18 protein-coding genes and 3 pseudogenes are annotated in these 25400 nt (G+C 58.2%); 4 read left to right on the top strand and 17 right to left on the bottom strand.

Annotated features, from left to right (window positions below; translation table 11 throughout):
- Positions 1-83: 83 nt before the first annotated feature.
- The 6 genes and pseudogenes from AB8B31_RS34825 to AB8B31_RS34800 form a co-directional block, all read right to left on the bottom strand.
- Complete coding sequence (locus tag AB8B31_RS34825) at positions 84-1559, bottom strand: HlyD family type I secretion periplasmic adaptor subunit (protein ID WP_439007687.1); 1476 nt, start codon at positions 1557-1559, stop codon at positions 84-86.
- Positions 1556-3763, bottom strand: coding sequence for a type I secretion system permease/ATPase (locus tag AB8B31_RS34820; RefSeq protein WP_439007686.1), 2208 nt, complete (start codon positions 3761-3763; stop codon positions 1556-1558). Before AB8B31_RS34820 ends, AB8B31_RS34825 begins: the two co-directional genes overlap by 4 nt.
- A 65-nt stretch (positions 3764-3828) precedes the next feature.
- A complete protein-coding gene (locus AB8B31_RS34815; protein ID WP_439007742.1) occupies positions 3829-10209 on the bottom strand; it encodes a beta strand repeat-containing protein in 6381 nt (2126 codons plus the stop codon).
- A gap of 861 nt (positions 10210-11070) precedes the next feature.
- Positions 11071-11319 (bottom strand): annotated as a pseudogene (locus AB8B31_RS34810) (M23 family metallopeptidase); the annotation flags it as partial.
- Between the two features lie 133 nt (positions 11320-11452).
- Positions 11453-11995, bottom strand: coding sequence for a hypothetical protein (locus AB8B31_RS34805; RefSeq protein ID WP_439007685.1), 543 nt, complete (start codon positions 11993-11995; stop codon positions 11453-11455).
- 785 nt (positions 11996-12780) lie between these two features.
- Entirely contained in the window at positions 12781-13509 is a 729-nt protein-coding gene (locus AB8B31_RS34800) for a hypothetical protein (protein ID WP_439007684.1), read from the bottom strand.
- A 48-nt stretch (positions 13510-13557) separates the two neighbouring features.
- On the opposite strand from AB8B31_RS34800, the gene AB8B31_RS34795 reads away from it, so the two are divergent.
- The 3 genes and pseudogenes from AB8B31_RS34795 (at position 13558) to AB8B31_RS34785 (ending at position 14773) form a co-directional block, all read left to right on the top strand.
- A complete protein-coding gene (locus AB8B31_RS34795) occupies positions 13558-13782 on the top strand; it encodes a hypothetical protein (RefSeq protein ID WP_439007683.1) in 225 nt (74 codons plus the stop codon).
- Positions 13783-13829: 47 nt separating this feature from the next.
- Positions 13830-13937, top strand: a pseudogene (locus AB8B31_RS34790) (hypothetical protein); the annotation flags it as partial.
- A 140-nt stretch (positions 13938-14077) separates the two neighbouring features.
- Positions 14078-14773 (top strand): SOS response-associated peptidase family protein, encoded by a 696-nt coding sequence (locus AB8B31_RS34785; RefSeq protein ID WP_439007682.1) that lies wholly within the window; start codon positions 14078-14080, stop codon positions 14771-14773.
- 296 nt (positions 14774-15069) lie between these two features.
- Here AB8B31_RS34785 and AB8B31_RS34780 read toward each other — a convergent pair whose 3' ends face one another.
- The gene (locus AB8B31_RS34780) at positions 15070-15396 is read right to left on the bottom strand and encodes a hypothetical protein (protein WP_439007681.1); all 327 of its coding nucleotides are present in this window, start codon (positions 15394-15396) and stop codon (positions 15070-15072) included.
- A 75-nt stretch (positions 15397-15471) separates the two neighbouring features.
- Between AB8B31_RS34780 and AB8B31_RS34775 the strand changes: the two are divergent.
- Positions 15472-15787: pseudogene (locus AB8B31_RS34775) on the top strand (non-homologous end-joining DNA ligase); the annotation flags it as partial.
- Positions 15788-15833: 46 nt separating this feature from the next.
- Here AB8B31_RS34775 and AB8B31_RS34770 read toward each other — a convergent pair.
- From AB8B31_RS34770 to AB8B31_RS34725, 10 genes are all read right to left on the bottom strand, one after another.
- The gene (locus tag AB8B31_RS34770) at positions 15834-16601 is read right to left on the bottom strand and encodes an SMODS domain-containing nucleotidyltransferase (protein ID WP_439007680.1); all 768 of its coding nucleotides are present in this window, start codon (positions 16599-16601) and stop codon (positions 15834-15836) included.
- A gap of 2 nt (positions 16602-16603) precedes the next feature.
- Complete coding sequence (locus tag AB8B31_RS34765) at positions 16604-17110, bottom strand: SLATT domain-containing protein (protein WP_439007679.1); 507 nt, start codon at positions 17108-17110, stop codon at positions 16604-16606.
- A 347-nt stretch (positions 17111-17457) separates the two neighbouring features.
- Entirely contained in the window at positions 17458-18375 is a 918-nt protein-coding gene (locus AB8B31_RS34760; protein WP_439007678.1) for an NADP-dependent oxidoreductase, read from the bottom strand.
- Positions 18376-18530: 155 nt separating this feature from the next.
- Positions 18531-18998 carry a DUF3788 domain-containing protein gene (locus tag AB8B31_RS34755; RefSeq protein WP_439007677.1) on the bottom strand — a complete coding sequence of 156 codons (468 nt, stop codon included), beginning with the start codon at positions 18996-18998 and terminating at the stop codon, positions 18531-18533.
- A gap of 39 nt (positions 18999-19037) precedes the next feature.
- Positions 19038-19781 carry an FMN-dependent NADH-azoreductase gene (locus AB8B31_RS34750; RefSeq protein ID WP_439007676.1) on the bottom strand — a complete coding sequence of 248 codons (744 nt, stop codon included), beginning with the start codon at positions 19779-19781 and terminating at the stop codon, positions 19038-19040.
- Between the two features lie 42 nt (positions 19782-19823).
- Positions 19824-20369 carry a carboxymuconolactone decarboxylase family protein gene (locus AB8B31_RS34745; RefSeq protein ID WP_439007675.1) on the bottom strand — a complete coding sequence of 182 codons (546 nt, stop codon included), beginning with the start codon at positions 20367-20369 and terminating at the stop codon, positions 19824-19826.
- A gap of 32 nt (positions 20370-20401) precedes the next feature.
- Positions 20402-21055, bottom strand: coding sequence for a nitroreductase family protein (locus AB8B31_RS34740; protein WP_439007674.1), 654 nt, complete (start codon positions 21053-21055; stop codon positions 20402-20404).
- 95 nt (positions 21056-21150) lie between these two features.
- Positions 21151-22122, bottom strand: a complete 972-nt coding sequence (locus AB8B31_RS34735; protein WP_439007673.1) for a cupin domain-containing protein — start codon at positions 22120-22122, stop codon at positions 21151-21153.
- A gap of 374 nt (positions 22123-22496) precedes the next feature.
- A complete protein-coding gene (locus tag AB8B31_RS34730; protein WP_439007672.1) occupies positions 22497-23888 on the bottom strand; it encodes a hypothetical protein in 1392 nt (463 codons plus the stop codon).
- 71 nt (positions 23889-23959) lie between these two features.
- On the bottom strand, positions 23960-25400 hold a 1441-nt coding region (locus AB8B31_RS34725), incomplete at its 5' end, for a UvrD-helicase domain-containing protein (RefSeq protein WP_439007671.1).

The raw sequence follows: 25400 nt of genomic DNA, 5'->3' as shown, positions 1-25400 counted from the left end.
CAGCACCCCAACTGACCCATCTTGATAATCGGGAACGTGCTATTGCCAGCGGCGGCTCCTCGCACTGCCTCACATTGCAGGCCCTACCGCTCCTGCATTGCCTCGGAACTGATTTCAGCCAATGGCGAGTAGAGATATTCGAGGATGCGCCGGCTACCGGTCTTGACCTCGACGGTGACCGACATACCGGGCGAAAGCGCCACGCTCGTTCCATCGATGTCGATGCTTGCGACATCCGGCTTGATGGTGACCGGGAAGACCAGGTTCTGGACGCGTTGCGCATTGCCGATCGGGATCACGCTCTGCAGCTCCTTGGCCGGCTGGCCTTCGAGCTGCTGCGCATCCGGCTCCGGAATGGCGTCGGTCGCGACGCGGGTGACCTTGCCGTTGAGGATGCCATAGCGGGTGAAGGGGAAGGCTTCGATCTTGATGACGGCGGGTTGTCCCGGCGCGACGAAGCCGATGTCCCGGTTCGGCAGATAGGCTTCGATCTCCAGCGAAGCATCGTCCGGGACGATGCGCATCAGTTCGGCGCCCGCGGTCACCACCTGGCCGACCGTGGTGATGGCGGATGTCTGGACGATGCCGTTGATCGGGCTTTTGATTGTCATCGACTCCAGCCGCTTGGCCGCCTTGACCAGCTGCTGTTCCTTCTCGTCGATCTCTCGTGATGCTGCCGCCTGCTTCTGAGCATTGTCGGCGACGAAGGTCTTGATGGCTTTCAGGCCTTCGCTCGCTGCCGTAACGATCGCTGTCTCCGCCTCCGCCCGCTGACCGATCTGCTCGGCAAGCGTTGCCTCTTCCTTCTGCCTGATCTCGACGGCATCGATGACACCGGATCTCGAGCCGGCGCTGAGATCGACCAGGTTGGAGCGCATGGTGACACGATCTGCAAGCGTTGCCACCAGTGCCTGCTGGGCGGCAACCATCTCGGTATATCTTTTCACCGCGGCGAATTGCTGATTGCGTTGGGCGGCAAGACTGTCGAGGGTCGAGGCGAGCTGCTCGAGATCGGACGTATAGAGCAGTTCCTCGCGCGTGCGGATCTCCGCGGGGATGGAATCGGCGAATTCCGGGACGATCTCAATCCTTCGCGTTCCGCTCCATAGATCGCCACGTTGCCAAGCGTTGACTTGCTTTAATGCCGCGCCACGCCTTGCGACTTCTGCCCGCAGTGCCGCGAGGCTGGTGGAAAGCGTGTCGACTTCGACCCGGGCTTCGGTCGGGTCAAGCTCGACGAGAATGTCTCCCGCTTCCACCTTGGCGCCGTTTGCGACCGGGACCGCGATCGTCTTACCGACCTCGATCGATTGGATCACCTTGACGCGTCCGGTCGGCTGGATCTTGCCCTGGGCTGTCGCCACGATATCGAACCTGCCGACATAGCTCCAGATCAGTGCGCTGGCGGTGAGCACGCAGATGAACCAGATGAGCGCCGTGCGGATCGGAGAAGCCGGGGTTTCCAGAATCTCGAGCGCGGCCGGCAGGAACTCGTTGTCCACCTGCAATCGTTTCTGTGGCTTCGGCGGAAGCCGGGGAGGTTGGACGGTCTGGTTCATGACTGGATTGGCCCCGTCTGCAATTGCCACAGATGGGCATAGAGCCCGTTCGGACGGGCAAGCAGCGTCTCGTGTGTTCCTTCCTCGACGATGCGCCCGTCCTTCATGCCGATGATGCGGTTGCATTGCCTTACGGTCGCCAGCCGATGGGCGATGATGATGACCGTGCGGCCGCGGACGATCTCGCGCATATTGCCGAGAATGATGCGTTCGCTCTCATAGTCGAGCGCGCTCGTCGCTTCGTCGAGGATGAGGATCGGCGGATTGGTGGCAAGCGCTCGTGCAATGGCCAGGCGCTGCCGTTGGCCGCCGGAAAGATTGGCGCCGCGCTCCTCGATGAGCGTGTCGTAGCCGCGCGGCAGCTTGGCGATGAACTCGTCGGCGCCGGACAGTCGCGCCATCTGAATCGCGGCGGCCCGCGACATGGCCGGATTGACCATGCAGATATTGTCGTGGATCGTCCGGTTGAACAGCATGTTTTCCTGAAGCACGACGCCGATATTCGATCGCAGCCAGGCCGGGTCGACCTGAGCGATATCCTGCCCGTCGACGAAGACCTGGCCGTTGTTCGGGATATAGAAGCGCTGCACCAGCTTGGTCAACGTCGACTTTCCCGAGCCGGAGGGGCCGACGATGCCGATGACTTCGCCCGGCCGGATCGAAAAATTGATGTCCTTAAGCACGTCCTGGCCATCGGGCGAATAGCGGAAGTTCACCGCCTTGAAGCCGATCGCGCCCTTTGGCGGCGGCAGGCTGACGGCAACGCTCGGCCGCGGCTCCTGCGGGGCATTGAGAATATCCGAGAGCCTGGCGATGGAGACCTGCACCTGCTGGAAATCCTGCCAAAGCTGCGACAGGCGCAGGATCGGCTGTGAGACCTGTCCGGCGATCATGTTGAAGGCGACCAGAGCGCCGACGCTCAGTTCGCCATCGATGACCGCCTGTGCGCCGAAGAGCAGCAGCGCAGCCGATGTGATCTTGTTGACGTACTGGATGGCATTCTGACCCTTCGCCGCCAGCATGGTCGCCAGGAACGACGAGCGCACATAGGCAGCCAACCGCTCTTCCCATTGCGAGGAGACCACCGGCTCGACCGCCGATGCCTTCAGCGTCTGGATGCCGACGACGGTCTCGACAAGCAACTGCTGGCTGAAGGCGCCGCGCTCGAACTTCTCGTCGATCCGCTCCTTGAGGAAGGGGCGGATCAGAAAACCGATCGCCATGTAAAAGGGAATGGAGGCGACGACGATCCAGGCGAGCTTCCAGGAATAGGAAAACAGCACGAAGATGAAGATGACGGTGAATATCAGATCGAGGCCAGAGAACAGGCCCTGACCCGTCAGGAAATTGCGGATGGTTTCGAGCTCGCGAATCCTTGCGACCGTCTGGCCGGTGGCACGGGTCTCGAAATAGCTGAGCGGCAGGTTTAGCAGATGCCGGAACAGACGGCGGCCGAGCTCGACATCGATGCGGTTGGTCGTGTGCGACAGCGCATAGGTTCTGAGATACTGCAGAACGACATCGAACAGCCCGACGGCGGCGAGGCCAACGACGAGCACGATCAGCGTCGAATAGCTGCGATGCGCTAAAACCTTGTCGACGACGACCTGGAAGAACAGCGGCGTCACCAGCGCAAAGATCTGGATGACGAGGGAGGCGATCAACACATGGCCGAAGGCACGCCGATAGCGCCAGATCGCCGGCAGGAACCAGCGGAACCCGAAATTCTGCTGTGAGGCGCCGGGGCCGGCGAACCGGCGCTGGACGAGGATGAACTCGCCCGAGGTCAAAGCGAGAAGCTCCTCGGCGTCGATATTGCGCGCGGAAAAATCGATCGGATTGATCAGCCGATAACGACCCTCGGCGGCCGCGCCGGCGAAGACTGCGAAGGTGCCGTCCTTCAATGTCGCAAGCGCCGGTGCCGGAAGCGTTGTCAACCGTTTGGCGTTATCTGTCCGGATGGTGCGGGCCTTCAGGCCGATGATCTTCGCCGCTCGAAGCAGGTCGTCGCGCGAAGCGGGCGCGGTCAGCGCAAGCTCACGGCTCAATGTTTCCGGACGCGATGCGATCCTGAAATAGCCGGCAACAGCGCAGATCGCCGCCAGTCCGCTGTCGGCGATTGCTGCTTCCGGTAATGGTCTGGGATCGTCTCTGGTCTCTGCCTCCGCCGCGTCAGGGTCGGATGCTGTCTGGATTTCGGTCATGTGGGGATCAAGAAAGTGAGAGGATGCCGGCGCCAATAGGCGCCGACACGAAGTGGGGCATCTTGTTACACGGCATTTGCCGCTTGGCTTGACCGCGAGGCGAGAATTGCGTCACCAACCAAGTATTGGTTCGTGCCATCAACCGTTTGATAAGAGCTGGTGCCGGTGATCATAGAGCCATCGGCGAAGGATTGCGCCCCATCGCTGCTCGGTATCAGGTTGATCAATCGGATGCCGGCATCGGTCATCGTCTGCAGTTCACCGGCGTCGCTGACGCCATTCTGGTTGAGGTCGCGCCAGACCCGGAACTCGCTCCAACGATCGTCGTTCAAGTCAAGGACGTTGTCGTGGTTCGTGTCGAAGGCACGACGGAGACCGTCAAGGTCGGAGGTCGCACTGTCGTTCCAAAGACTGAACGCCAGCTCCCGCGCCTGGTCGATCTGCCCATCGGCGCCGGCCGTTCCATCCGCACCGAGATCGATTGCTAGGAAGCCGTCTTGAGGGCCAACCCAGGCTGTTTCATCTGCGAGGCCATCGCCATCCCAGTCGAAGCCCACCGATGTGGCGAGCGAGTCGAGTGGCCGAAGATCGACATGGCTGTCGGCATTCAGGTCCAAGAGGATCGGAGAATTGGCGTAATATGTTTGGATGACTTGCCCTTGGGCATTATATTTCTTCCACCAATCCAGCGTGCCACCCCGATCGGAGTGGTACTCGTATTCTATGCGGGTGCCGTCATCGAAATACGTATCGCCACTAGTTTTGACCCCATACCTGTCAAATCGGATGATGTCCGTGGTCCAAGACTTGTCCCCCAGATAGTCGCGGTAGGTGTACATCCACTTCTTTGACTCGTCCATTTGCGTGAACGTTTGCATAAGAGCGCCCGACGCCGAGTATGAATCGGTGTAATATCTCCAGTTACCGGCGTTACCGACGTCATAAGTCGTCTTGTCCGTTTGACCAATATCGAAGGTCGTTTCTTCGTAAGTCGTCTGCCCGGCGCTGTTCTGGATCACGAGACGGGATGACCAGTTTGCGGTTGCCCGGTCCCACGCATAATAGCGCGTGTCGCCGTTGTCGTAATAGATGTTCTGAACCGTGAGTTCATTGCTAGCATTGTAGGAATAGTCGATGCGAGACCATGCCACCGCATTGGCGGGATCGTAGCTGGCGACATAGCGCGTGCCGTCATCATTGGTTTGATCAACCCCAACCAGCCTATTCGCAGTGTCATAAGATTGCTTGATCGTCGACCATGACAGGTTGCCCGCAACGTCGGAGGCAGTCTTCGTTCCGTCGTCGGCCGTTTCGAGCCTATACGTCAGCTGCCCTGCCGCGTTGTAGTTCTGTTGGACCTGAGACCACGCGGCAGTATTCGATGGATCAAAGGCGATCTCGATCCGCGATCCGTCGTCGTTGATCTGTGTTTCGAGCGTCTTCCTGCCAGCGGCGTCGTATTGCTGCTCGATCCTTGTCGATGTGCTCGCATTTAGCGGATCGTAGAACGTGACGGTTGTCAGCAAGCCGGCCTTATTTGCATTGGCAACACTCAGCGTCTGGCCGCTCGCCCCGTCATAGGTCGTCGTCACGGAGCTTCCATCGGCCGCGACGATGGTCTCAGCGGTCTTGCGTCCGAGCGAGTCCGTCGTAAGGCTGGAGGAAAGCGAGCCGAGCGCGGTAACTTGAACAACGATTGTCTGCGTCATTGCGCCGCTGGCGTTGAGATCGATCTTGGTCAGGGTAATCGAGCCGTCGGCATGCATCACCGCCGTCTCGGTGTGATCGATGGTGCCGTTATTGCCCGCATCCTTCGACAGCTTGGTGATCAGGCCATCGGCGCTGGTCGAGATCGTGCCCTTTGCCGTCACCGTGCCACTGGCGTTGGTTTCGGTTACCGCCGTGACGATAGAGCCGTCGACTTGAATGGTCGACTGCATGACGGTCTCGTAGACGCCGTTGCCGTCATAGTCGTATTTGGCGATCTTGGTGCGGCCATCCGCTGACGTAGTCGTCTCGATCTTCGCCGCGATCGCCTGGGTCCAATAGACGCCGCCCGGCATCAGGTTCGAAACCAATCGCGCCGTGGCATTGTTCGTGACAACGGAGACCGATGCGCCCGTGGAATCGATGGTGACGGTTTCAGCCTGATCGACCGTTGCGTCGCCGTTGATATCCTTCGACGTCGTCCTCACCCTGCCATCCGCAGAGGTCTGGCTCGTCGTATTTGCGGCCAAGGTGCCACCCAGCAGATCCGTGTCCGATACCACGGTCGTGCTGCTGCCGTCGGCATTGGCGCTGAAATTCGTGACCCGCTGACGGTCGATCGTGCCATTGCCGTCGAGATCCCAGGTGGTGGTCGTCAGGCGGCCGTCGGCGGATACGACGACGGTCGATTTATCTTTGACCGTTCCATCGGCCTTGAAGTCGGTGGTCACCGATGTCTGGATGCCGGAATTGGCGGTGACCGTCTCCTGACGCTGATCGACGATGCCGTCGCCGTTGCCGTCGCGGTCGACGGTGACGGTCAGCTTGTCGGCGCTGGTAAGGGTGACGATCTTGCCGATCAAGGCGCCGGCGCTATCCTTTGTCTCGACGATCTCGCGAACAGCGCCGTCCGCCAGCACCGTGGTCGTGTCGATTACCGTCTGGTTGCCAAAGCCCGGACGCTCCTGGCTGGATGTTATGATCAGGCCATTCGCGCTTGTCGTGGTGATGGTCTTGGAGATCAGCGAACTATCGGCCTTCTTGCTTTCTACCGTCCTGGTCTTGGTGCCATTGGCATTCAAGACAGTGACATCGGTCGCCGTCTGGCTGTAGGTGCCGGCACCCGTCGGATCGATCTGGGTGGTGATGGACAGGCCGTTGGCGCTTGACGTGACGAGAGTGCGGCTGGTCAGCGTCGTGCCGGTCAGGTTGCTGATCGTCCGCGTCGTCGAGCCATTGGCGTTGAGGACGGTGACGTCGGTCCGGCTCTTGTCGAAGGTGGTGCCGCCACCGGTGCCGGCCGTATCCCACTTGGTGGTAACGGTCAGGCCGTCTCCGGACACTTCGGTCAGCGTAATGCTCTTGGTGACGCCGGCGACGATATCCTTCGTCGTGGTCGTCGTGCTGCCATTCGCTTTCAGAACAGTCGCGCGGGTCGTCTTCTTGTCGACCGTGCCGTCGCCATTGCTGTCGTATTCGACAGTCTGCGTCAGGTCGTCGGCATACGTCGTGACGGTCTTTGAAGCCTTAACCAGATTGTTGGCGCCCAAGTCGCTGAGGACCTGGACTATCTTGCCGTCAACCTGCTTCGTCGTGACCGATTTTTTATCGATGATGTTATCGCCGTCGACATCGGTGGTGACCGTAGTCGTAAGACCATGAGCTGCGACCGTGGCGATGGTCTTGCTTTCCAGCGAGCCATCCGCCTTGAAGTAGGACAGCGTCTCCGTCGAGCCGCCATCGGCGTTGAGGACCGTGACGTCGCTGCTCGAGCGAATGGTCGTACCACTGGCATCGGCCCAGATCGCCGTCTTGCTCAAACCGCTGGCGCTGACATTCGCTGTCGTCGTGCCAATGCCCGTCTTCGAGATCGTTTCGGTGCGGCTGCCGTCGGCATTCAGCACCGTGTCATCTGTGGTGACGAGTTCGAAACCATCGACACCGTCGAGATCGGATTTCCATGTCTTCGACAGACCATCATCCGACGTCGTAAACTTCGCTTTGGTTTCGACCGCGTTTTCGCCCTTGAATTGCTGGATCTCGTTAGTCGTCCATCCATCACTGCCGATCGTTATCGTTTCCACGCGGTCGACAATGGCGTCGGCATCGATCTTGGAGCTGATCGTCGTCGTATTCTGATCGGCGCTGACCGTGGTGATCCTCTGCGAAATCAGTGTGGCGGCAGCGTCGGTTGCCTTGACCGTTTCGGTTGTGGTGACCGATCCGGCCGGATCGAGCGGCGTTTTCTTCCACGACAAGGTCTGATTGACCGTGCCGTCGCCGTCAAGATCGTAGTCGGTCGATCCGGAAAGGCCGTTGAGGTTGGTCGTGACTTTGGTTGTTCCTACGAGCGATGTTCCCCGATAATCTGATACAGTCTGGAACTGCAGCCCATAGGTGTCGAATGTCGTCACATCGGTCGTCTTGGCATCGACCACCTCGTCGGCGTTGATGTACTCGCTTGTCGTGATCGACATGCCGTTGCCGCTGGTGACGATCGTCTTCTTGTTGAGGCGCGTGGCATCGCTGCTCGTGACAGAAATCGTCTCAGTCTTGCTTCCATCGGCATTGAGCACGGCCTGCTCGCTGGTTATCCGGTCGCCGACGCCATCGTGGTTCAAATCAGCCGATACGGTCTTGGTCAGGCCATTGCCGGTGATGTCGGTGATTGTCGTGCTGATCGTCGATGCATCCGCAGCGTATTGCCGCTCCCAGATGTTGACATTCCCGCTGACCGAGACCGTCTCGACCCGGCGCGTATCGGTGTGGCCGTCGCCATCAGCGTCGGTCACGATGGTGGTGTTCCTGCGATCGACGCTAACATCGGTGACGATCTGAGTCTTGAGCGTTCCGTTGGCGCTCGTGCTCCTCACCGTTTCCTTTCGCGCGCCGGTGGCGTCAAGAACGATGACGCTTTTCGTCGTATCTTCGAAGACACCGTCGCCATTGGCGTCGGTCTTGACATACTGCGTCAGGCTGTCGGCGGATGTGTCCGTGACAGTCTTGCCGATCACCGTGCCGTTGGCGTTTTTCAACGTCACTGTTTCGGTGCGGCCGCCATTGGTGCCGTTGGTGATGACATCCGTCACGACGAGATCGTTGACGGTATCGCCATTCACGTCGATGCTCGTCGTCTTCGACAGACCACCGGCCAATGTTTCGGTGATGGTCTTGCTAACCAGCGAACCGTCGGAGTTCAGTGTGCTGACCGTATTGGTCGTCTTCCCGTCCGTGTCGATCACAATCGTGGTCAGGCTGTCGGTGTTGGTGTCGCCGTTCGCATCCTCGGTGATCGTGATCGACTTGCCGTCGAGGCTAGTCTTCGTGACCGTCTGCGACAGCAGCGTACCGGCGATACCGGTCTTTGTGCGATGCTGGACCGTCTGCGTCCGGTTGGTGGCGTCGATCACCGTGATATCGGTATCGGTGAAATCGATGACGCCATCGGCGTTCACATCGCTATTGACGGTCGTCGACAATCCGTTGGCGGTGGTGACCGTTGTCGTTTTTGAACGCACTATGGAGGATGCATTGGTATTGTAGGTCGAAGTGACGAGCGTTACGTCGCCCGATGCTGCCGTGGTGGATGTGGTGACAGTTTTGGTTTCGCGGGGTCCGTTGCCGTCCGCATCGACCGAGATTGTGATGGTGCGGCCGTCGGCGCTGGTTGTTGTGTCGACCTCTGATAGAACTTTGTTGTTGTTGGCGCGATCGATCACTGTTTTGGTGCGGCTGCCATCCGCCGCGACAGTGGTCGTCTCGGTGACGATATCGTCGTAAACGTTGTTGCCGTCGACATCGAGGCTGGTCTTCTTAGTCAAACCGTCCGCAGTCGATTCGACCATCGTCTTTTTCAGGAGCGTCCCGTTGACGCTGAGCTGCTCCGTGGTCGTCGTGGTCGAACCGTTTGTCAGCTTCTCGTAAATCTGGCGTTGATCGACAATACCGTCACCATCCTGGTCGAGCGTCGTCGTCACAGTCAGGCGATCGGCGCTGGTGACCGTCGTGGTGCGGTCCGAAAGCGATCCGTCGGCATTGAAGTTTGAGACGGTCTTTGTCTGGACGCCGGCAGCATCGACGGCGAGTACATTGGTCTGCGAACGGTCGAATGTGCCGTTGCCGTCATCGTCGAACTGCGTCTGGACGCTGCGGCCATCGGCGCTCGTCGTCACCACATTGCGGAAGGCGAGGCTGCCGTCCTCGTTATAGGCGAGGATCGTCTTCTCGACCGAGCTGTCGGCCTTCGTCACGCCGGTCGTCCTGATGACGTATCCGGCATTATCGCTAACCAACAGTGCATCACCAACGGTTCCCGTCGTGCCGTCCGCACGCGTGAAGGTGGTCGTTCCCGTTATTGCTGAGCCATCAGTAAACGTCTGACCACCGCCCTTTGGCGTCAGGTCGATCGAGGTGATGCCGAGGTTATCCAATGTCACCAACTGACCGTTGATGTCCACCCGGAATTTCGACCATTGCGCGTCGCCGGCGTCCAACCTGCCGTTGCCGTTGGTGTCGAAGACGTGCTTCAACGCTTCAAGGTCGCTCGTCGCCGAGGAATCCCATTCGGTGAAGGCGAATTCGTTCGATTGGCTGATCTTCCCGTCGCCGTTTGCGTCTATGATGAGAACGCCGGTGCCCTGCGTGGCCCATGCAGTTCTAAACTGATAGCCGCTTCCATCGAGATCGATGAACCGCGACGAAGAATCGAGAGATTCGACATTCAGGCCATTGCCCGAAATATCGAGTAGAACAGGGCCCCATGCTCCAGCTCCTAACGAATCTCGGAGACTTCCAGGATTATTCCCCTTGTTCGGGTTTGTTCCGTTGTTGGTTCCCTTGGGCCCCTTTGAGTTGCTGGGTCCATTCGGATCAATCGCTCCCCTGCCGCCGCTGGACCCGCCTCCCCCGCCGCCGCTGGACCCGCCTCCTCGCACAGCGCTGGCGTTGTTTGCCCGAACTCCTTCGTCTGGCCCATTCCACTCTGAGTAATTGTTTGGACGCGAACTGGGCGTTGGACCATGCTGTGGTGTAGATGCATAACTACCTGATTGACGACCGCCACCTCCGGACGATCCGCCCGAAGAAGATCCGCCCGAAAAAGATCCGCCGCCCCACGATGAGACGCCGTATGACCCACTGTAGCCGTCGTAGATATCGGCGGATCCACCGCGACCAGACGATCCCGAATATCCGCCGCCCTCGCGATAGGAAGAGGCGTCCCAGAAATTCCGAAAATCCGACAGTGATGCAGGCGTGAGTGGAGCTACGGAAGTTAGAGGTGAAGGGGCGGACAGCGACTTCAAACTGATCGGGCTGATTGGCGTCGGCGCCTCAGCCGCCGGCATCGGGATCGCTCCTGGAGCAGTGTTCATCGGCCTCTCTGGCAGCAATGGACCTATACTTGGAAGTTTATCACTCGGATCAGGTGACGGAGCCAATTGCGGCGGCGCAGGCGCTGGTGCCAATTGGGCCGGTGTCGGAGCCGATTGCGGACCGGGCGATCCAACTTGTCCAGGAACGACCGGAAATCGGAACTCGCCCGGATGGTAGATTTGGTGACCTTTGCGAAGTGAATTTGGGCTAATCGGGATGACTTCAAAGTGAAGGTGCGGACCAGTCGATAGCCCGGTACTCCCAACATGCCCAATGGTTTGGCCAGCAGAAACGGAAGCTCCTTTTTCTAAAGGGGACTTTTCCACCATATGACCATAAAGTGTATAGACGCCAATTCCGCCTATTACATGTTCTAGAACCACTACGTTTCCGTAGCCAGTTAATTCGCCATTAAAGAACACTGTTCCGCCGGCCGCAGCGGGAATTTCAGTTCCTTTAGGCGCCCTGAAATCCATTCCAGGATGAAAATTCGGCTTTCCGAACAGCGTGCGGGCACCGAAGCCTGAGCTTTCGCCGAAAGGGCTGCCTGGCCTGTAGGGAACACCTTCCAGGTTAGGGGTAGGCAATAGTCTATCCAAATCCGACATCTCAGAACTCCACCATGCTACAAATATAGGAACTGCGGCTTCCATAATCGGTGATCCAGCCGTCACCATCGTCATCCGTCTGTCCCGGCGGAGAACCTGTCGCGGGAACTATGCTGAGATTTTTGCCGGTGCGCTCCAGGATGTTTTTGCGCAAGGCTTCTGCTTTCACGTTGAAGGAGAACTCGTAAAGTAAATCCGACATACATCCCCCGCCTGCGAGGCCATAAATTGGGACGCTGAAGCTTTGAAATTTGCTCCCAAAGAACTCTCCCCCGGATTCAATAACTAGGGAGCGCGGCTCGTCCTTAGCCTTGCAACTTGTGGATGCCTTTTTCCCAATATCCTGCAAACGATTTTTTACATCCGGCGACAGATCGGCAGTAATAATTATTTTTTGCTGGTCTACATCGTAATATATGCTTCCCTCACTAAAGGCACATTCTTTCGGATCGGGAAAAAGCTTCTCCGCCCATCTATCTGCTGGAAGACAAACAGACGGAAAAAAAACCAAAGTAGCCACGGCAGCAGCAACCATGCGCTTCATGTTTCCGGCTCCTACGGATGGAAAATAAAACCGACACTAACTCTGCTACAAGTAGCGAATGCGGCTTCAATACGGTTCGGATTGGTGGAACTGGTCGGCTCGGAATACCACTAAGTAAATTTCATCATAAAGCATTGGAATTGCCAGCTAATCCGGCTATTTTGACGTGGACTTGCACAAAAAAATGTTAGCGAAATCGTATATAGCTTACTCATCACGTCTGCCTAAAATTTAAAGAATCCTACTTTAAGTTTATTTTTTTCATTGTTTTTCAAATAACGCAAGGGGGGCGGTTGCATATTTTTGCATAGTTGAAACAGAGCTTCAACGTAGGCACACCGAGGACAGATCTTAAGATCTTTTTTTTCAAAATGTGGCATTTCTTTATGTTAAAAGAACAGAGAATTGCGGCTACGTTGTAAAAAAAGTAACACACATGGTAATTGAACTGAAAGTATAGAACGACCACTATTTTATAGTTTGTCAGCGTGACTCATACTTCCTCTTCTCGGTTTCGCAACAAAGGTTCATCAGCGGTTGGCGGAAGACGGCCTTGCGCCGGACCAGATTGCTTCGCGATTCGAGCAATCGATCATCATCGGGGATTTTCCAACTCATTCTCGCGGGAGGCCTGTTCCTCCTTGCCATGGTGTTGGGCCTTCGGAAGGCATGCGCGCCGTGAGGCTTTTCAACCAGCCCGGAAGGTTCCCGCGCCGATCCAGTAACCTGAAATGCCAAAATAGCCCGGGCATAGCTGTCCGGGCCTGGTCGTTGCCACTGCGAGCCTACACGACTACCTTATCCGACACCTCGCCACCGGCTGTCCGCAGCAATCCAGGCAACCAGCTGGTTCCATTCAGCAAGTTTTCGGCCCCGACGACCGCCTCGGCTTTTGAAGCCTTTTCAATTGCCCCCACCGCATCCGTTGCGCATCCAGCCTCACCTAGAACCTCGGCGATGCCCGACTTCGTCAGACGACCGAGAAATGACGCATCCGGTGTCCAGTAAGCCCGCATGTTGAGTCCAAGGGCGTTAGCGATCTGCTCGACCTGTTCGAGGCGCCCCCGGCTCTGGTCATGCTTGACCTTTACCGCGTTGAGATTGGCGGCTGTGACGAATGCCAGCAGGTCGAGCAGCCGCGTCGTCGGCTGTTCCAGCAACCACGCCCATAGTTCGGCGGGCTGTCCCGGCAGGTGGTCGCCCCACGTCTCCCTGATGGCCGACCAATCACCAAGGGCGCGGGCCTTACCCGGCTCCTTGATCGACGAGGCAAGGTCACGGCGCTGGCCGCTGACCTCCACAGGAAACTCCGCCCGATATGACGCCGGGCCGGTGTAGAACACGCTGGCGACCAGCGGATGCAGTAGCGCAGCAAGCGCGATATCGGGTCGGTTAGCAAGCTCCACCCGCATCGCCGCCGTGCGGATGGCGGTCAGTTCCTCGACCAAAGCGGCGGAATAGGTATCGTCCGTCGCGGCGGGCACTTCGTCCACCCCTGCCCCGTTCGTGTCCACCTCTCCCTGCCGCAACCGGTCCAGCGCGGCCCGGTCATCAGGGTTTACATGGCCCCGACTGACTTGCAGGCTACCGGCATGGTCGATGGTGACGATGCACCCGGCCAGCGCCATTTCCAGCGGGTCGTAATTCTTGAGCGCGTTCTGGATGCCGTCGATGCTGCGCTCGATCTCGGCCAGCCGCGCCTCGTCGTCAGCCAGTGCAGGATCACCCTCGGCATAAGCCTCAATCTGGGCCTGAAGCGCATCATAGCTCTTGCCAAGGGCAGATAGCTCGGCCTGTTCGTCCTCGGTCAACTCACGCACCTGCGGATAAATCCGCGGAGATCGAGTTTCGCGCCTGGACGTCAGACGGGAAACTCCGTCATCCGTCGTACAAAGGCTTGCGAGAACGCCAAGACAATGCCGATGTCTTCCGGCTCGGCTAGCGAAACCGGCGCCACGCGTTAGATTGTCCGCCATCCGAGCTCAAGCGGAGTAAATACCTGCAATGTGCAATCTTTATCGCATGGAAGACAAGGACTGGGTCGCGAAGTAGGCGCAGGACGCTGAAAGCCTGATCAACCTGATGCCGGCCTACCAGATGAACCCCGATCAGATGGGGCCGATCGTCCGCAACACCGCCGACGGGAAGAAGCAACTGGTCCATGCGTGCTGGGGACTGCCCTCGCCGCGCTTCGCGCTCGAGAAGGCCGCCAAAGCCAAGGCCGAGAAACTTGCGGCGAAAGGCAAGCCGTTCGACCTCGAAAAGCTGATCCGCATGGAGGCTGACCGCGGCACGACCAATGTGCGCAAGCTCAATTTTCCGCACTGGAAGCGATGGTTCGGTGTCGAAAACAGATGCCTTGTCCCGGTTACCAGCTTCGCCGAGCCAGATCCGGCCAGCCAGGAGGATGGCGGAAACGTGCCCAATGCCTGGTTCGCCCGCGACGAAAGTAAGCCGCTGATGTTCTTTGCCGGCATTCATGTGCCGCAATGGCAGAGTGTCCGAAAGGTAAGGGACGGCCTGACCACCGACGACCTCTATGGATTTCTGACCACCGATCCCAACGACCTGGTAAAGGCGATCCATGAGAAGGCGATGCCCGTCCTGTTGCTGACGAAGGAAGAGACCGACACCTGGATGCGGGGGCCATGGGAAGAGGCCAAGGAACTGGCCCAGCCGTTACCTAATGACGCGCTGATCATCTCGTCCCGCGAACCGTACGGATCCACGATCGTTTCGAAATCCGGAGAGGTGGTGGAACAGGGCAATCTGCTTTGACGCCTGAACCCAGAGCTTGAATGTATCGGAAAACGAAAAAGCCTGCCGCGGGAGGAGGTGCGGCAGGCTTTTTCAAACAATTGAACAACGGCTGGGAGGAGGAGTGCCGCAGTTCCGTCAGGCTCCCCTTGGGAGGAGGAGTGGGTCGCCTGAAACACGAAGCTCTGCGGGAGGAGGTGCATTGCTTCGTTGGGCTGAAGATATCAGAGGCTGTCCCGACCGCCAGCGCTCAGATCGCAGTGCAGCCATGCACTTGCTGCAATGCAATATAGACCCTGTGCTCATTTTTCGGGCCATTATGGTGGAGACGCAGCCTTCTCTCTGCTGGGCTCGAAACCGGGAACGAATTCGATCACCTTGGCGGAGGACATTTCGCACGGCTTTAGGATCGACCCCGGTCCAGCCAATCGATAAAGGTTGAAGCTGACGATATCGGTTCCGCCAAGCTCCTCGCCGTAGCGGCAGGTCCGTTTGCCATCCTGCGACCGCGTGACGGTCACGCCCCATGATCGATCACCAAAATATCCGGCAACATAGTCTTCGGGCAATTTCGCAAGCGCGTCTTCGAACGTCGCCAGAAGAGGTGGAGGTGTTTCTCTGCAGGCCGTCATGGTGCCAGGCATTCGTCGCAGATCTGCACGGCGGTCAGATGCAGGACATAATCACGGCGACCAACCCACGAGCAATGGAGTCGTTAAGGCATCGTCGGCAAGCACCTCGACCGGCCCTGACCGGCGATTGGGTAAAAGTCAAATGCATCCAGAGCGAGGCCTTCTTCCTTGTCGGTTGTGAGAAGTCGGCAGCGTCCCCGCCCGGCTTCGGCTCTTTGGCGCTCGCCGCGTATCGTGGTGATGATCTCGTCCACGTCGGAAGCGTCGGCACGGGCTTCAACCAAGCCGAGATCATCAGCTTGCGGAAGATGCTCAACACGCTGCGATGGAAGCGAAAGAGCCGCCCCTGCCCTATTCCGGAAGCGCCGATGTTATCTGGGTCGAACCCACGTTGATTGCCGAGGCGATCCCCTATCTGCGTTCGTGTAGACTACCGGATCATTCCGGAATCAGCTTCTTGGCTTTGGCTTCTGCCGATAGGGGTATCCGTTCGCCTCGTCACTTTTAATGTCCCTCACCAGGTTCTTAGCCCGGGTTATCTTCTCGTTGCGCCATGCCGTTGTTTCATTGGCGGTGAGGTTATCGAACACCGCGAAAAGATGATCCCGTTGGTTGACCGCAAACCAGAACGATAGATTGCAAATCCATTTCTCAAATAAGTAGGAATCGAAAACGTATCCGTTGGCCGCATTCCAGATTTTTGCCAAGCGGATCGTGGGCTTGATCAGATACCCATTGTTTTTATTCTTTTCTTCCAACGTGGCGTTGAAGTCGCTGGGATCGGAATACTGCCAGCCCTGCGGCCCGTTTGGGATTTTGTAGGTCGTGGACCATGCGAAGAGAGCCGGGACCAATTCGAACTTAATGTGGTTCAGCTCAAGGACGATCGTTGGGCTGGACTGATAGACTTCGGATGAAGCATACGCCTTTTCCACAAAACGCCTGAGGCGATCCAGATAGCTTTGCGGCTGCAGGCCATCTTTCTCGAAGGCTACCATGTAGTCGATGTCAGAATTGGGATCATCACGGCGGGGAAGAATGGTTCCGCGCATCGATGACCCGAAGCGGAAATGCGTCTTCAACCCATCTCCCGCAAGCGTGAAATAGTTGTTGAGCCGGCTGCTTAGAGTGCTGATGGAAGTTGTGATGCTTCCCCGCTCTTTCTCGGACAAAACCGCAGACGAAGCTCGTTCTTGAAAATAGGAATTGACTGACATGGCTATTGCTTATCGACCGCATGGAGGGCCTCGCCTGCGTTGACACCCGCGCGAGCTTTTTGGAAATCGTTATCCGAGAACATGCTGCTGGCCTGATTCAGTTCGTTGCGCCGTGTCGTCAAACCTACCAGGCTTTCCATCACTGCCCCTTCATCAGTGGCCTGTTGGAGCGTGAGTTCGCGGAAGACGCGGGCATCGTTTTTAAGAGCTAGGTATTGATCACCGGAGTTCTTGTGCTCCGTTGCCTTTTCCGCGGGTTTTAGGAAAGTAACCAAAGCTGTCAAAACGGTCACGGCGGCTGACCCGATGCCTGCCGGAAGAGCGTAGTCCTTAAAAAAAGCGGTTCCGATCACGGCGCTGATGATGACCGACGGAATACCAAACCAGTAATTGAGCTTGTTCCAACGGGAGCTGGCGTTGAAGTGCGCTTTACCCGAGTGGGAGCAATCCTCTTCCAGGCGCACTATTTCGTTGGAAATCCGGGTCTTTACTGTGTCGTCTAGGGCCATGCCTCACTATGCTGCAGGAGCGCTCTCTACACAATCGGAAGACGAAATTTGCCCGATTTATTCACAGCTTCTACTGACCGAGGCGGTTTCCGCCTCCCCTGTTGCGCGTGGGCCACCGGTTTCACCCAGTTTCAAGGTCATAAGCACCACCAATCCCCGCTTGCCGCCAGTCGGAATTCCACCCGAACTGGTCATCCGCGGAAACGATGAAGAACGGCAGCGCCTAGGGTATCGCCAACACCGCCCGAACGCCCGGAATGAAGGCGCATGCTAAGGCAGTATGCGAAGCTTGGGTGCCCATGCGCACTCCCTGGAGGAACCCCTTCCAAGGAGTGCCCATGGGGTGCTCACGGAAGGACGCGAATGACGGTCTTTCCCGCACGCCGCTCCGTCGAATTGAAGGTGGCGACAGCATCCTCTAGGCTTGAAACCTTGCCGATGTTCGTCCGCAATCTTCCGTCCCGGACGCGCTCAACGATCTCAAATAGCTGGGCACGATCGGCCTCGACGACGAAGTCAACCGTCAGGCCATCCAAAGGCCGAATATCCGTCGGTCCGACTGCTGTCACGAGCGTTCCCCCGGCCCGGATCAGCGCCGCAGACCGTTTCTGTATGTCGCCGCCGATAACGTCGAACACCAGATCGACCCCGCCGACGTCTTCCAACCTATCGTTTCCGAGATCGACGAACTCATGTGCACCGAAGTCCAGAGCCTTCTGGCGGTCAGCGGCGCGTCCGGTACCGATGACATAGGCGCCGGCTTCCCGCGCAAGCTGCGTCACGATCGAGCCGACGGCGCCAGCCGCGCCCTGTGCGAGGACGCTCTGCCCGGCTTGAAGGCAGCCATGTTGAAACAGTCCCTGCCATGCGGTCAGGCCAGATATCGGCAGGCTCGCGCCCACCGTGAAGTCGACGTCGCCCGGCAGCGGCGCGAGGTTGCGGGACTCCATCGCGACGTACTCAGCGAGTGTGCCGTCGCGATACCAGTCGGACAGGCCGAACACCCGCTGTCCGATCGACAGTCCCGTGGTGCCATAGCCCAGCGCGGTGACCACACCGGCCAGCTCATGGCCGAGGATCGATGGCGTCCGATCGCGAAAGGTCCGATCGGTCCAGGTCGAAGGCCAATCCAGTTCGGTATTGACGAAACCCGCAGCATGGACCTCAACGACGACGTCGTTTATCGCTGCCTGTGGCTTGGGTCGCTCCACCAGCGTCATTCCGGCTGTTCCCGCAGCCTGGTCGGTCACTACGATCGCTTTCATGGGAATTGTCTCCTCGGATATTTGTTGGTTGGATAATTGCAGGCGCGGAAGGTCTTTTCGATCTCTCGCCCAACTCGTTATCGGTTCGACGTCTTTCGCGAAGATCTTGTCGAATTGCTGTATGATGCCGCGGGCTAGCCCGGCTTATTCCCGCTTCAACTGCGCGGCAGTGGCGGGCGCTTCATCGTCAGAAGGTCCACCACATCATGCAGATCGTCTGCCGATGAGATGGCAAGCGTCAGCCATTTTCCGTCGATATATGTTTTGGCTTCATCGTAAAGCTTGACCAGCTGCGGGCGCCAGACATAACGCCGCTCCTCGAACTTCTCACGCTCTACTCCACCCATGACCACGACAGCCGAAAACCGACGGTATTCCGGCACCAGGGTGGTAAACGCCTTCGTTTTCTTATAGCGCAAGGACCAACCGCAGTTCTTGCCGCCGTAGAGCCAATCCGGCGCGAAAACTCCCGGATAGAATTCGTCAATCCAGGCCCGCAGTTCGGTCCAATGGCCGAACGCTTCTGCTCCGATCCATTCGCGGACGGCGCTGTCATCAGGCGGTGCTGATTTGGCTGTGATCCTGTCGCCGATTTGGGGAAACGTATTGGTAGGTAAAATCATAACGAGACCTCATGTTCACGGTCCGGCGGCGGCCGGAGGTTAAGATGCGGGCGTGCCAAGAACCTGCGGCGCGCGGTCCGAATGCTGCTGGCGACGCTCTCCTGAGCAGAGGGGATCGCGAAACGGTCTGCCAGCGCTCGTAAGCACCGCAGGACGAACGTGGAATTCTCGAAAATGCTCAGCGGCGGTCAGGTCGAGAGCGGCGAGGGCTTTGTCCCTCGCTAACGGCGCCTGGCTCCGATCCAGGAAGGCGGTCCCTTGAAGCGGGAGAAATTGTTGCGTTTTCAGCCCAATGGAGCTGAGTGCCAGCGACAGATAGGGTGTGAGAAAATCCGGCTGGTTGGCTCGCTCACCGGTGAAGAAGCCACCGGAAGCCACGCCGATATAGACCGGTCGGTCCCGGAGCATTCCCACCTTCCCTGATGGCGTCGACTTCATTGTGCGGCCGACACGCAGGATCTGATCGATCCACGCCTTGAGGACCGAGGGTATCGTCAAATTGTGCATCGGCGTTCCGATGACAATCACGTCGGCCGCTTCGACTTCCCGAATAAGCGCTTCGGAAAGATCAAGAGAACCCGTCGGCGGGGCGGCCAACGTTGCCGGCGACGCCAACGCAACGGCGTAGAGGGCTTCGGTTTGCGGCAGGGGTTCAGCCCCCAGGTCACGTCGAATGATGTTCGCGCCAGGCGCAACCTCAAGAAGCTTTTCGATGATCGCCGCCGAAAGCTGACGGCTGTGCGATCCCAGGCTCGGGCTGCTATCGATATGGAGAATATTCATGTCAATGATCCCAAAGCTTCAAAAGGTTGCGCAGTCGAAGGCTCAGATCGAGCCAGCCGGAGTGACGAGAGGGAAGTCCTTCTCGGGATCGAAGACGTTGTTGAAGAAGTTCGTCAGCGAATACATCGCCACCAGTGCGATGATCTCGATGATGTTGGCGTCGGTGTAGCCGACATCCCGGACCTCTTTCAGGTCGGCGTCGCTGACTTGCCCGCGGGTCTCGACGACCTTGCGTGCAAACTGGACGGCGGCGTCCCGCTTCGGGTCGGTAGCATGACCCTTGCGCGCGAGAATGATGTCATCGGCCGGCAGTTTAGCCATATGTTCAGCGGTGAAGCTGTGAACAGTCAGGCAGTAATTACACCCGTTCACCTCCGAGACGGCAAGGCCGATGCTGTCGCGTGTCTTTACGTCGAGCGCCTTGCTCAGGGAGCCGAGCAGGGTGGCCCAGGCGTTGAACGCAATGGGGCTCTGCGCGAAAGCCGCCATCATGTTGGGCGTGAACCCGATGTTACTGGTGAACGTGTCGAGCGTCTGTTTCGATTCAGCCGGCACCTGTTCCGGCGTCAGAACAACGGTTCTGGACATTGTAATCTCCTATTTCTTGATTGGATTGGTAATCAGGCGAAGGACAGGACGTCGGCCACCGGCATGCGCGGCTTCTGCGGCCAGTTGCCGGCCCGCTCCGGCCCGACGGTCAGCAGCATCACCGGGATTTCGTCTTCGGCCAGGCCGAATTCGCGATGCACGGCCTCTGCGTCGAAGCCGATCATCGGTGTCGAACCCAGGCCGAGCGAACGGGCGGCATAGATGATTGCGGCGCTGCCGAAGGTAGCGGAGCGCACCGCCTCGTCGCGCTGGCGCTGCGGCTGGTCGTCATACAGGCCGCGGGCGGGGATTTCCCATTCCGGCACCAGATGGGCCGGCATGATGCCGGCTTCCACGACCGGCGCCAGGCGCTCGGGGATCGTGCTGGCATCGGCCAACTGGCCAATGATGATGAAGGTGACGGCGGCGTCGAGGATCGCGGGCTGCTTCCAGGCGATCGGATGGAGCCGTGCCTTGGCGTCAGGCGTACGGACGGCGATAAACCGCCAGTTCTGCAGGTGGAACGATGTCGGTGCGGACGTGCCGATCCGCACCAGGTCGCGGATCTCATCGTCGCTCAGGGTGGCGGCGCGGTCATAGTACTTGGCAGCACTACGGCTCAGGATGGTTTCGATGACGGCGTTCGTCGGCGTCAGTTCGTTGGCTGCGTTGCTGATGTAGTTCATTGGGTGGCTCCCTCATCAAGTGATTACGGAGCCTAATTTACGGTCGTCAGTGAGAATATCGAGGCTGGATTACCTCAATATAATGCGCGAAAGGATCACTCCTCGGAACGCGCCCGCCCGGCATGCGCTTGTCGGCGCCATTCCCCGGGGGTCATTCCCATTCTCTCAGTAAATACACGACGGAATGCCGAGACAGATTGATAACCGACCGTTTCGGCCACAGCCTCGGTGCTGATTGCTGGCTTCTTTAGCTCGTTGGCGGCCAAACTCATGCGGAGATCGGTCAACAGGTCGAGCGCGGAGCAACCCAACCTGTCCTGAAAGTGCCGCATGAATGTGGCGCGTGACATGCCACACAAGTCCGCCAGATCGGGCAGTTTCCATGGCTGGGCCGGATCGGCGAGCATGGCGGCAATTGCCGGAGCCAATCGCGGGTGGCCGGCCAGGGCTAACAAGCCTTCGGGAGCTTTGTCGGATTCGCTCGCCGCTCGCAGCACCAGCGTGAACAGGGCCGAAGAAAGGGCGTTGAGAACTGCGCGCCCTCCTGCGCGGTCGCCGGCAGACTCCATCCGCATCAGTCCCACCAGGCTGGCCAGTTGATCGGCAGCCGATCCGATACCGTCTTTTCCGACGTCGTCTCCCGTTCGCGCCACAAGGTTCGTAGGCAGGTAATTGCGGATCAGCCGATCGTGGGGCGGTGCAATGAAAAATCGCCCACACAACAAATCGAGTTGCTCGCCCTGACTGTCGTTCTCGCTCAACATCCATCCGGCAGAGCCTTTGCGCTGCTGGGTGGGGATTGGCGTTTGTCCGCTACCGTCGTGAAGCACGTGCGCCGCGCCGTGAGGAAGCAGCACGATATCCCCGCTCACCAGCTCCCTCGCCGTTCGCGTCTCCGGATCCTCGAAGATGGCCCGGCCCTTGACGATGACGTGGTAGGGAATTTCGTTCGCCGCCGCCCGGCTCCACGTCAGACGCCACGGCGCACCATAGGCACAGCGCACCTCGAGCTGACCGGTTACCGTGACGATTTGCAGGAGATGGCTTAACCAATCGACTTCAGACATTGGACCTCAAGAACCGGAAACGAAACATCTTACCGCAATTGTGCGCTCGTTCCACTTACCAGCATGGCTTGGTCAGCCGATCACAGCTTTCAGGCAAGGCGAGAGTGATGTCACGGCTCAATGAGGATCAGAGCCTTCGTTCGGCATTGTTTCAGCCGCCATTGCGAAAACCACCGATGCACGCCTTGAACCAGTTCGAACCTGCGGCCACGCTATTGCGATTGGAGGCCAATGAAATTTCAGGCTTTTTACCTCAGTCCCACCAATATGAAGATCTGGCTCGGATAAGCGCTCAACCTGCACATACTCGCGAAAAATCAAGTAAGGATTTTCAGAGACCTTTTCCGGGTTAGTCGCGCATGGATTTGCGGTTGCTATCGGTTGACCTTGATCCATCCAAAGAAGGTATCCGTGGAGTCCGACGTCTCGCACGCAGCGCCATATAGCTCCAAGAAATGAGCGAACCGAACAAGAAGTTGACCGGCGATCATTTCCAATTCGCGGCGGTCAATCGGCTTTTGCTTTCTATACCCTGGCAGGTCGGTATTGATCGTGGGCCAAGTCCCGTGGGCAACACGCGATCGTGCCGTCGTGATGTTAAGGATGAATTGGTCAACGGTAAGTACGCTGCCTGGGTACTGGTGCGACCCCGTAAGTCCAAAGAACGCTTCAAAACTTTCCTTCAGACGGCGTTTGCTGCCTGCCATGTCTTCCGACCGAAATAACACTTCTATTGTCGTCTCAAGCTTGAAGACGGCTACCGTATCGAGTGCCTCGGCAACGGCTTGGTTGAACCAAAATGCTGCATTCGCCCAGCTTTCGACGAGAAGAGGAAAGCTGCCGGATGCGCCTAGGTATTCTTCAAGCCTACGCCCAACCACATCGAGAGACCGGCGAACCTGCACGCCTAGGACGTCGGCAAAGGCAGCGGGAGCTATCACCTTTGCGGGTTCAAAATTGGAAACACCGTTCCGTGTGTATGATCCATCCGACCAGACGTCGGCTCGCCACAATGGAGGAGTGGAAGACGTAGCTCGACAGATATTTCGTATCTCAAGCCCAGGAGCGACAGCTTTGAGTGCGCCAAGCGCTATGTCGACAGCAATATCAGCCATTGCTTTAGACTCTTGTTCAGCTTTCCCACTTATTTCGACGATCGCCACCCAGCCAGCAGAGCGCCCATGAGCCATTTTCATGAGATCGCCGAAATGCAAACCACCAACCTCGCGCTCGCTTCCCGATGAGCCTATGCCCCAAAATTCCTCTCGCGTGACGCCGAAGCGGTCCGTAGGGAAATCGTGCCATGTGGAGAAATGGACCGGCCCGATGTCAAATGAGGGTGCCGGATATGGGGAAATAATGCAGGGAACCGCATGCAATCGTGTGTGAGTGAGGGATAAAAACCACTCGTCGACCTTTCCATCCAAAGCGATGAAATCATCCAGCGCGGGTATGCTATTACCATGCTCCAGCCAGAGCTTTGCTATTGTTGCAGCTAAAAGTTTTGCCAATGTCGCGCTGCTGGCTTGTAGGCTTCGGCTCGGGTCGGTCGAACGGTAAATCTGCGCGAGTTCTGCGAGCGCGGCGAGACCAGACCGCGAGTAGCCTGTGGCCGTTCCAGCGACATAATCAATAAACCCGTGCTCCACCCCTCCGGCATCAAGTACGTCAGTCAGGTTTGTTTCGTCTGGGGAGGAGGACAGCAAGCTTATCGTGCGGAGATCCGCAAATGCCTGTCTCACGAGTTCTTCTTGCTGCGGATTCACTGGGGTTTCCCTAGAGCGATTGATGGAGGAATGCAAAACGCTGCTGAACAAAAAGGAGCTTTTATCTCGTCTCATCCAAGGCCGGCTTCGGCGATGAAGGGGGTCGGTCTGTTTCTCCAATGGGACTGATCGGACACGACGAGTAAGATGCGCTTGGCACGGGTAAGGCCAACATAGAACAATCGTCGAGATTCGTCATACGCCTCCTGCGTCGAGGTCGAAAAATGCGGGATACTACCATTGTTCATACAGATCAGGGCAACAGCATCAAATTCGCGTCCCTTAGAATTGTGCAGCGTTATTAGCTTGAGCGCATGCTCAGGATTGGCGAAAAGACCCAAATCGGAGATCAGCAGATTCGCGAGATCGACCTTGCTGGCCCGCATGTCGGACAACATTTCTTCGGCGGAATCGATTAGCGTTTGTTTGGCACCGCCCGGCAACAATTCCTCGTTTTCGAGATAGTGACCTGCCTCGTGGGCCATGGCGCGCAGCCAAGCGACGCCGCCGGGATGTTGGTCAGCAAGTCCACGAGCGAGATAGATCAGGCTGAGCGCCACACGACGTCCCTGATAGCTGAACATGTCGTAGCGCGACTCTCCTGTGAGGTCGCCGATGAGCCGAAACAGAGCCCGCTCGACACCTGGGAGCCCGAGGTAGTTGCCAGCCTCGGCACAGGCTCCGAGCTGCTCGGCGAGTCCGGCAAGCAGTCGCCGACGTCGATAGGGCCGTGCGCCCGGACCGAAGACTGGCACGTCCAATTCCCGGAGGGCACGGGCGACGGGGATAAGATGCGTCCACCATGGCGCCAGAATTGCTGCCTTACCGAGCGGGATGCCGGCATCCTGCAAGGCGGGCAGAAAGTAGTCAGTGATGGCGTCAATCGGCCGGGCGACATGAACGTAGTTCACTTGCGCCGCGACTTGGGCAGCATCGCCCGCCGACTGCATCCCCGGGACGGTCGGGATCAGTGTCGATGCAGTGCCGACAATCGCCGGTCCGCATCGGAAGTTGCCGGTCAAGGTTGTGTCGCGGTGCGCGTTAATCTGATCTCCAAACTGATCAGCGAGTTCGGGACGAGCACCTGCGAAGCGCATGATCGACTGATTTTGGTCACCGACGAGAAAGAAGCGCGTGTGGAGGAAATCTCGGAGTGCGCCGAAGATGGCGATCTGGATATCAGTGGTGTCCTGAAACTCGTCTATAAGTAGCCAGGCAAAGCGGCACGCGATGCCTCGTGCGACGAACGGGTGCTGATCGAGGATCTTCCATGAATAATAGAGGATCATCGCGAAATCGAGGTATCCGTGGGCGCGGACCCGCTCCCAATAGAGCGTGGCGGATTCCTCAGTGACAATGCCTGTCTCGATCCCTTGACCGCAGGGGTCGCCGTTCACGTCGATGCGAAGCGATTCATAGTCCTCGAACACCTGCCCGGCGGGCATGCGACCGAAAGCGTCCTCGACTGCCGTCACGATCTGCTCAAACTGACTATTCTCCCGGGAGAGCACC

The organism is Rhizobium sp. 62_C5_N11_2 (genome assembly GCF_051811185.1).
Classification (GTDB): Bacteria; Pseudomonadota; Alphaproteobacteria; order Rhizobiales; family Rhizobiaceae; genus Rhizobium; species Rhizobium leguminosarum.
This window is presented reverse-complemented; position numbering and strand designations above follow the sequence as displayed.

Coding starts and splice junctions, on each gene's coding strand:
- AB8B31_RS34755 (WP_439007677.1), bottom strand. CDS start 18,998: ATGATTTTACCTACCAATACGTTTCCCCAAATCGGCGACAGGATCACA.
- AB8B31_RS34745 (WP_439007675.1), bottom strand. CDS start 20,369: ATGTCCAGAACCGTTGTTCTGACGCCGGAACAGGTGCCGGCTGAATCG.
- AB8B31_RS34735 (WP_439007673.1), bottom strand. CDS start 22,122: ATGTCTGAAGTCGATTGGTTAAGCCATCTCCTGCAAATCGTCACGGTA.
- AB8B31_RS34825 (WP_439007687.1), bottom strand. CDS start 1,559: ATGAACCAGACCGTCCAACCTCCCCGGCTTCCGCCGAAGCCACAGAAA.
- AB8B31_RS34740 (WP_439007674.1), bottom strand. CDS start 21,055: ATGAACTACATCAGCAACGCAGCCAACGAACTGACGCCGACGAACGCC.
- AB8B31_RS34760 (WP_439007678.1), bottom strand. CDS start 18,375: ATGAAAGCGATCGTAGTGACCGACCAGGCTGCGGGAACAGCCGGAATG.
- AB8B31_RS34795 (WP_439007683.1), top strand. CDS start 13,558: ATGGCCCCGACTGACTTGCAGGCTACCGGCATGGTCGATGGTGACGAT.
- AB8B31_RS34805 (WP_439007685.1), bottom strand. CDS start 11,995: ATGAAGCGCATGGTTGCTGCTGCCGTGGCTACTTTGGTTTTTTTTCCG.
- AB8B31_RS34785 (WP_439007682.1), top strand. CDS start 14,078: ATGCCGGCCTACCAGATGAACCCCGATCAGATGGGGCCGATCGTCCGC.
- AB8B31_RS34765 (WP_439007679.1), bottom strand. CDS start 17,110: ATGGCCCTAGACGACACAGTAAAGACCCGGATTTCCAACGAAATAGTG.
- AB8B31_RS34770 (WP_439007680.1), bottom strand. CDS start 16,601: ATGTCAGTCAATTCCTATTTTCAAGAACGAGCTTCGTCTGCGGTTTTG.
- AB8B31_RS34820 (WP_439007686.1), bottom strand. CDS start 3,763: ATGACCGAAATCCAGACAGCATCCGACCCTGACGCGGCGGAGGCAGAG.
- AB8B31_RS34750 (WP_439007676.1), bottom strand. CDS start 19,781: ATGAATATTCTCCATATCGATAGCAGCCCGAGCCTGGGATCGCACAGC.
- AB8B31_RS34780 (WP_439007681.1), bottom strand. CDS start 15,396: ATGCCTGGCACCATGACGGCCTGCAGAGAAACACCTCCACCTCTTCTG.